Origin of the sequence: Stenotrophomonas sp. HMWF003 (genome assembly GCF_003061285.1) — a bacterium.
Taxonomy (GTDB): Bacteria; Pseudomonadota; Gammaproteobacteria; order Xanthomonadales; family Xanthomonadaceae; genus Stenotrophomonas; species Stenotrophomonas maltophilia_AP.
Genome location: NZ_QAIW01000291.1, coordinates 3,122 through 11,176 on the forward strand (window position 1 = coordinate 3,122; position 8,055 = coordinate 11,176).

Annotated in this window: 5 protein-coding genes and 1 pseudogene; 2 read left to right on the forward strand and 4 right to left on the reverse strand. The window is 68.8% G+C overall.

Annotation, left to right across the window (positions count from 1 at the left end):
- Window positions 1-358 precede the first annotated feature (358 nt).
- Entirely contained in the window at window positions 359-1,783 is a 1,425-nt protein-coding gene (gene arcD / locus DBR34_RS12020) for an arginine-ornithine antiporter (protein WP_128096966.1), read from the reverse strand.
- 186 nt (window positions 1,784-1,969) lie between these two features.
- On the opposite strand from arcD, the gene DBR34_RS12025 reads away from it, so the two are divergent.
- Window positions 1,970-3,094, forward strand: coding sequence for an acyltransferase (locus tag DBR34_RS12025; protein ID WP_128096967.1), 1,125 nt, complete (start codon window positions 1,970-1,972; stop codon window positions 3,092-3,094).
- Here DBR34_RS12025 and DBR34_RS12030 read toward each other — a convergent pair whose 3' ends face one another.
- Window positions 3,095-5,710: a methyl-accepting chemotaxis protein gene (locus DBR34_RS12030; protein ID WP_128096968.1), complete on the reverse strand. Its 2,616-nt coding sequence runs from the start codon at window positions 5,708-5,710 to the stop codon at window positions 3,095-3,097. It lies immediately after the preceding gene.
- A 192-nt stretch (window positions 5,711-5,902) separates the two neighbouring features.
- Complete coding sequence (locus DBR34_RS12035; RefSeq protein WP_128096969.1) at window positions 5,903-7,381, reverse strand: SulP family inorganic anion transporter; 1,479 nt, start codon at window positions 7,379-7,381, stop codon at window positions 5,903-5,905.
- Between the two features lie 246 nt (window positions 7,382-7,627).
- Between DBR34_RS12035 and DBR34_RS12040 the strand changes: the two genes are divergently transcribed.
- On the forward strand, window positions 7,628-7,918 hold the full coding sequence (locus tag DBR34_RS12040; protein WP_128096970.1) for a putative quinol monooxygenase: 291 nt from the start codon (window positions 7,628-7,630) through the stop codon (window positions 7,916-7,918).
- A gap of 22 nt (window positions 7,919-7,940) precedes the next feature.
- Here DBR34_RS12040 and DBR34_RS22855 read toward each other — a convergent pair.
- Window positions 7,941-8,055, reverse strand: a pseudogene (locus DBR34_RS22855) (EamA/RhaT family transporter); the annotation flags it as partial.

Sequence of the window (8,055 nt, forward strand, 5' to 3'; positions counted from 1 at the left end):
AAGCCTGGCTTCCCCTGCTTACCGCGAGCCGAGCCCCGTAGCAGCCGGTAGGCTCCTGGGCAAAATAAAGGAGGAGGCCGCCCCGCGGCCGGGGGACATTTGCGCCAGGGGCCTACCGGCTGCTACGGGGCCCTCACGCTCGCGACCCGCCCGATCGGAGACGCCAGCCGCGGCACCTTGCACACCCGGCCACGCGCGTCGCGTCGTGCGCACTTTGCGACGGCCCTTGCCACAAGACGCTTCCCTCCGATGGAAGAAGAACCATGTTTGGTTCTTCGTCCATTCGCAGGGAAAATACGTGGCGTCCGTACCAACCACCCGTTGGTACCTACCGGTTTGGCGCGATGCGGTGCGCGCCTCAGCCCAGCGTCAGGCGGCCGTGCCACAGCCCCCATACCGCCGCCAGCGCCACCGCCAGCACGCACACCGCGATCACCCGCTCCACCGGGGTGAACACCGGCTGCCCGTGCTGCTGCTTGGCCAGCGCGAACATCAGCATGCCCGGTGCATACAGCAGTGCCGACAGCAGCACCTGCGTCACCCCGCCGGCATACACCAGCCACAGTGCGTACACGGTGGCCAGCACCGCCACCACCAGATCGCGCCGACGCGGTGCCGACGGGTCTGCGTACCCTTCGCCACGCCAGGCCACCTGCACGCCATAGGCGGCCGAGAACAGGTACGGCACCAGCGCCATCGATGCGCCCAGCAGCACCAGGCTGGTGTAGGTGCTGGCACTGAACAGGGTGATCAGCAGGAACAGCTGGATCAGCCCGTTGGTCAGCCACAGCGCGTTGGCCGGCACATCGTTGGCGTTCTGCCGGGCCAGGAAGGCCGGCATGGTGCCGTCGCCGGCCGCGGCATGCAGCACTTCGGCGCACAGCAGCACCCAGGCCAGCAACGCACCCAGCACCGACACGACCATGCCGATGATGATCAGGCGCGCGCCCCACGGGCCGACGATGGCCTCCAGCACGAATGCCATCGACGGATTGTGCAGGTGGGCCAGCTGCTGCTGGCCCAGCACGCCCATCGACAGCAGGTTGACCAGCATCAGCAACGCCAGCACGCCCAGGAAGCCGATCACCGTGGCGCGGCCGACATCGGCGCGGCGTGCCGCCCGGCGCGAATAGATGCTGGCGCCTTCGATGCCGATGAACACCCACACGGTGATCAGCATCATCCCGCGCAGCTGCCCGCCAAGACTGCCCAATGACAGCGTGCCCCAGAAATCGGCGGTGAAGACCTCCAGCCGGAAGCCGACGGCGGCAATCACCACGAACACCACGATCGGCACCACCTTGGCCACGGTGACCACCGCATTGATCAGCGCCGCCTGGCCGATCCCGCGCAACACCATCGCGTGCATGGCCCACAGCAGCACCGATGCACAGGCAATGGCCTGCCAGGTGTTGCCCTCGCCGAAGGCCGGCACGAAGTAGCCCAGCCCGCTGAAGATCAGTACAAAGAAGCTGACGTTGCCCAGCAGCGAGCAGATCCAGTAGCCCCACGCCGACGAAAAGCCGATGTAGTCACCGAAGCCTGCCTTGGCATAGGCGTAGATGCCGGCGTCCAGCTGCGGCTTGCGGTTGGCCAGGTTCTGGAAGACGAACGCCAACATCAGCATGCCCAGGCCGCTGATCGCCCAGCCCAGCAGCGCCGCGCCGGGACCGGCACTGCGCGCGATGTTCTGCGGCAGCGAGAAGATGCCCGCGCCCACCATCGACCCCACCACCAGGGCGGTGAGTGCGGCCAGGCCAAGCCGGTTGGAAGGCGTCGTCATGGGGCGTCATCCTGACAGAGCGTGCGGGGCCATGGGAACGCACCCGCTGCGCAGATCAGGTGAGTGACGGCGTTGGCGCACGCTGCCCTGGCTGCCGGCGGGGGTCCGCCAGCCCCGGTGGTAGCATGCGCGATCCATGCGTTGCGCGGTCGCGCGCGATGCCCACCGCCTGGACACACGCCCGCCATGTCCCAACAGAACCGTCTTGCCTTCCTGGATGCCCTGCGCGGGCTGGCCGCCGTGTACGTGGTGCTGTTCCACGTGATGGCGATGCCGGTACCGGCGCTGGCCACCGGTTCGGTACTGGGCGCGGTGCTGGCCATGGGGGGTACCGGGGTGGCGTTGTTCTTCATCATCAGCGCGTTTTCGCTGGCCTACACGATGCCGCGCCACGCACGGGCACCCCGCCCGCTGCTCAGCTTCTACCTGCACCGTGTGTTCCGCATCGCGCCGTTGTTCTTCGTGCTGCTGGCGTTTTCGATCTGGCGCGATGGCCGCGGCAGCCACCCGGGGCACCCGGTGACCGAGATCCTGGCCAATGTCACCTTCACCTTCAACCTGTTCGATGGCTGGGAAACCGGGATCGTATGGGCCAGCTGGGCGATCGGTGTGGAGATGCTGTTCTACGCGGTGTTTCCACTGCTGTTCCGGATCATCGACACCCCGCTGCGCGCGTGGGCGGCGGCGGGGCTGGCCACGCTGGCCAGCGGCCTGGCGATGTCGGGGCTGCTCGGCGCCGGCGGGCTGGATGCCGTCACGGCCTACGGGTTGCTGCGCCACCTGCCGGTGTTCCTGTACGGCATTGCGGCCTACCACCTGTTCAACGCCCTGATCACGGTTCCGGCCGCGACGGCACACCGTTACTGCCTTGCGGCACTGGTGGCGGGAAGCGTGCTGCTGGTGGCGCTGGTGGTCGGCAGTGCGCAGGCGGTGGTCGGGCCCGGGGCCGGCTGGGTGCTGTTCGGCGCAGCCTACGCGGCGGTGCTGATGGGCCTGTCGCGATTCCCGGTGCGCCTGCTCGTCAACCGCGTCACCACGTGGCTGGGGCAGGTCAGCTATTCGCTGTACCTGGGCCACCCGATCGTGGTGGCCCTGTTGATGCCGGTGTTCCGCCGCATCTACGCGGCGGTGCCACAGCCCGACCTGGCCTGGCTGGCCTGTGCGGCGTTGACGCTGGCCATCGCACTGCCGCTGGCGCAGCTGGGCTATCGGGTGATCGAAGTCCCCGGCATCCGTGCCGGGCACCGCGTGCTGGCGGCCCTCAACGCGCGCCGTGCGCAGCCTGCGCAGGGCGCCAACCGCAGCGAATGATCAGAACGACTGCCAGTCGCCACCGACCACGGCCGGTGCCGCATCGCGATCACGCTGCTTCGGCGTGGGCGCGGGCGTACGGACAACGCGCGGTGCGCGCACGCTGACCGGTGCGGTCGCCGCGCCGGTATCGATGCGGAAGATCGCCACGGCGGTACCCAGGTGCTGGGCCTGCTCTTCCATCGCACGGGCGGCCGCGGTGGCTTCTTCCACCAGCGCGGCGTTCTGCTGGGTGGTTTCGTCCATCTGGGTGATGGTCTGGTTCACCTGCTCGATGCCCGCGGACTGCTCCTTCGACGCCGCCGAGATCTCGGCCATGATGTCGTTGACGCGGCGTACGCCACTAACGATTTCCTGCATGGTGTCGCCGGCGGTGCGCACCAGTGCCGAGCCCTGGGTGACCTGGCCGACCGAGTCGTCGATCAAGGTCTTGATCTCCTTGGCCGCACCGGCCGAGCGCTGCGCCAGCGCGCGCACTTCGGAGGCCACCACCGCAAAGCCGCGGCCCTGCTCACCGGCACGGGCTGCTTCAACGGCGGCGTTCAAGGCCAGGATATTGGTCTGGAAGGCAATGCCGTCGATCACCGAAATGATCTCGGCGATGCGCTTGGACGAGGCCTCGATACCGGCCATGGTGGTCACCACCTGGCCCACCACCTGCCCGCCCTGCGACGCCACCTCGGCCGCGTTGGCCGCCAGCGTGTTGGCCTGCACGGCATGATCAGCGTTCTGGCGCACCGTGGAGGTCAGTTCCTCCATCGACGCCGCGGTTTCTTCCAGGCTGGCCGCCTGCTGCTCGGTGCGGCGCGACAGGTCGCTGTTGCCCGAGGCGATCTCGCCGGCGGCCAGGTTGATGCTGGCCGTGGCCTGCTGGATGCGGCCGACGATATCGGTCAACTGGGTCACGGTGGTATCGGCGTCGTCGCGCATCTGCGCGAACACGCCATGGAACTGCCCGTGCATGCGCGCGGTGAGGTCACCGGCGGCGATCGCCCGCAGCAGCGCGGAGATCTGCTGCAGGTTGTCGTCGCTGACCTGCATCATGGTGTTGAGGTTTTCGACCATGCCGCGGAAGTCGTGGTCGAAGCGCACCACGTCGCCCCGCTGGCTGAAATCGCCCAGCGCGGCGGCACCGGCCAGGTCGCGGATCTGGGTATTGATCGCGCGCAGGTTGGCCTTGGTGGTATCCATCGCCTCGGTGAAGCGCGCCTGCTCGCCCGGCAGGCGGTCCATGTCCTGGGACAGGTCGCCCACCGCATAACGCTGCATCACTTCGACCAGGCGGCGGGTGACGGCGATGTTGGCGCCGACCAGCTGGTTGGTGTCGCCCACCATCTGCCCGTATTCGCCCGGGAAGGATTGCGCGTCCATGCGGTAGCTGAGCTCACCGGCTTCATGCCGCTGCGCCATTTCGCCCTGTGCGGCCATCACCGCGCGCACCTGGCTGCGCATGCGCTGCATCGATTCGAGCAGGCGTCCCACTTCATCATTGCGCGGCGGCGGCAGCGCGGTATCCAGGCGGCCTTCGGCAACATCGGCCGACAACCGCACAGCTTCGGCCAACGGGCGGATCGCCTGGCGGCGCAGCAGCACGTAGACGCTGGCGCTGAGTACCAGCGCAGCACCCAGGCCCACGGCCAGGATGATCCACAGCAGCGAACGCGCCTGCGCGGTGATCAGGTCGTGCGGCACCACCACGCCCAGGGCGAAGCGCTCCTGGCTGGTGCCGATGCGCAGCGGCACATACGCCTTCACGTTGCCGGCGGCATCCACGCTGAAATCTTCGTAGGGCTTGTCGGCGCCCACCGCGGCCAGGATCCGGCGGGTGGCGGCATCGTCGCGACGCTTGCCGATCTCCTTGGCATCCTGCGCAGCCAGCACGATGCCGCCCGGGGAAATCAGTTCGACGTGGCCTTCGCCCATCGGGCGCAGCGCAGCCAGGCGCTCCTGCAATGCGGCCAGGCCGAAGTCGACGGTGACCGCGCCGAGGAACGTGCCCTTGTCCAGCACCGGGGTGGACAGGGTGGTCATCAGCACGGGCTTGCCGGCAATTTCATAGCGATACGGTTCGGCCACGGTCTGGCGCTTCAGCACGCGCGGACGCAGGTACCAGTCGCCATCGCCCGGCACGTCGTAGCCCTTCAGCGGGTCCTGCTTGGGCGTGCCGTCCTGCCAGGACCAGTAGCTCATGAAACGGCCCGTCGCGTCGTGTGCTTCCGCATCGACGAACTCGCTGTCCTTGCCGTCGAAGGCCTGCGGCTCCCACAGCGTTCCCAGCCCCACCCACTCCGGGTGCGAGCGCAGCTGCTGTTCGACCACGTGCGAGGCGGTGGCCCGGGTCAAGCCGCCGGCAGCGTGCTGCACCACCAGGCTGTCGGCCAGCGCCTGGCTGGTGGAGAACGCATTGGCCAGGTCGGCACCCACCCGGCGCGATTCGGCATTGGCCTCGCTCTGCATGGTCTGCCGCGACGAATCGATCAGCGCCTGGCTGGCTTCGCGGTAGCTGATGGCGGCGGTCACGCCGAAGCAGAGCATGGCGATCAGCGCGGTTCCCAGCATCAGCCGGTTGGCGATGCTGCCGGGGCGCTGGGAGGAAATCGGGCGGGACGCAGGCATGGGGGGCGGTTCCGGAAAAAGGGTCGGATCAGCGGTCGCCCGGGGGCGCCACTACGGCTTCGCGCAGTCCATTGCGGTCCGGGTGGCGCGGTGCAACTCACGGCCAGCCCTTGCCCCGATCGCAGACATCGGGGCATTGAGCTGGATAACGGCGCTGGCGCGCCGATGTTGAGGACCGTTTCCTGACCCCGTTCAGTGTTCGCCGGGGCGCGCGGCCTGCTCCCCGGTCGAACGCCCCACGCGCTCGACCAGGGTCTGGCTGGCCGCGTTGAGCCCGCGCACCTCCACCTCGGCCCCATGCGCGCGCAGCTTGTCGACCACCCGCTCCAGCGCCGCCACCGCACTGAGGTCCCAGAAGTGCGCGTCGGTCAGGTCGATCACCACCCGCGAAGGCACCTGGTGCAGGTCGATGCTGGCGGCGAACTGGCCGGCCGAGGCGAAGAACACCTGGCCGCTGACCGTGTACACGCGGCTGCCGTCGGCCAGCACCGTATCGCCCACCTGCAGCATGCGCCCCACCTTGCGGGCGAAGAACAGCGCCGACAGCAGCACCCCGGTCAGAACGCCTTTGGCCAGGTCGTGGGTAGCCACGGTCACCACCACGGTGGCGATCATCACCATCGAAGAGCTTTTCGGATGCTGGCGCAGCTCCTGGAACGAGCGCCAATGGAACGTGCCGATGCTGACCATCACCATCACCGCCACCAGCGCCGCCATGGGGATCTGCCGCACCCACTCGGCGCCGTACACCACCAGCAGCAACAGCAGTACGCCGGCCACCAGGCATGACAGCCGCCCGCGCCCGCCGGACGACACGTTGATCACCGACTGGCCGATCATCGCGCAGCCGCCCATGCCGCCGAACAGCCCGGCGGTGATGTTGGCCAGGCCCTGCCCGGCGCACTCGCGGTTGCGCTGGCTCGGGGTGTCGGTCATGTCTTCCACGATCTGCGCGGTCATCATCGACTCCAGCAGGCCCACCACCGCCAGCGTGGCCGACACCGGCAGCAGCAGGCGCAGCGTGTCCCAGGTGAGCGGCACGTCCGGGAACAGGAACACCGGCAGGCTGTCAGGCAGCGCGCCCATGTCGCCCACGGTGCGCACGTCCCAGTGCAGGCCGATCGACAACGCAGTGAGCACGACGATCGCCACCAGCGGCGAGGGCACCGCGCGGGTTACGCGGGGCAGCAGGTAGATGATCGCCAACCCGGCCGCGCACACGGCCCACACGTGCCACGAACGCCCGATCAGTTCCGGCATCTGCGCCAGGAAGATCAGGATCGCCAGCGCGTTGACGAAGCCGGTGATCACCGAGCGCGACACAAAGCGCATCAGCACGCCCAGCTTCAAGGCGCCGGCGAGCACCTGCAGCAGCCCGGCCAGAAGGGTGGCCGCCAGCAGGTACTGCAGGCCGTGGTCCTTGACCAGGTCCACCATCACCAGCGCCATCGCACCGGTGGCCGCCGAGATCATGCCCGGCCGACCGCCGGCGATGGCGGTGACTACCGCGATACAGAACGAGGCATACAGCCCCACCTTGGGGTCGACCCCGGCGATGATCGAAAACGCGATCGCCTCGGGAATCAGGGCCAGCGCGACCACGGTCCCGGACAGCAGGTCACCGCGGATATTGCCGAGCCATTGCTGGCGCAGCGGGTAGGAAACAGACATGGGCAGACTCCGCGCGCCGGCGATACGCACGGCGCGCTGTGTGATGAAGACAGGACACTCCCTGGAACCCGGCAGCGGCACGGGCGCGTGGTCAACGCGGCATCAGGGTGGGGTCATCACGATCCAGCGGGGCGGGCAACGGCGGCGCGCAGGATAACGCAGCGGTGGGGTCGGCTCAACGCCGGTTGACCGGCTGCGCACGGCGCGCGCACGATGCCCGCTGGATCCCGACGACAGGTGGCAGGCATGTACGGTTTGATCGGCAGGATGTTGATTGCCCCCGGGCAGCGCGATGCCGTCATCGCGATCCTCCTGGAAGGTACCGATGCCATGCCCGGCTGCCGCAGCTACGTGGTGGCCCGCGACCCCACCGACGCCGACGCGCTGTGGATCACCGAGGTGTGGGACAGCCAGGAGCACCATCGCGGCTCACTGGCACTGCCCGCCGTGCAGGCCGCCATCGCCCGGGCGCGGCCGCACATCACCGGGTTCGGCGAACGTTTCGAGACCGCGCCGGTGGGGGGCGTGGGGCTTTAGAGCCCTACGCCCGGGCCGCGGCTCAGCGGGCAAACCGCCGGGCCCCGGCCACGCAGCTCACCGCACACACGGTGACCGCCAGCATCGTCCAGCTCACCTGCTCGTGCAGCAGCAGCGCGGCCAGGCCCAGCCCGAAG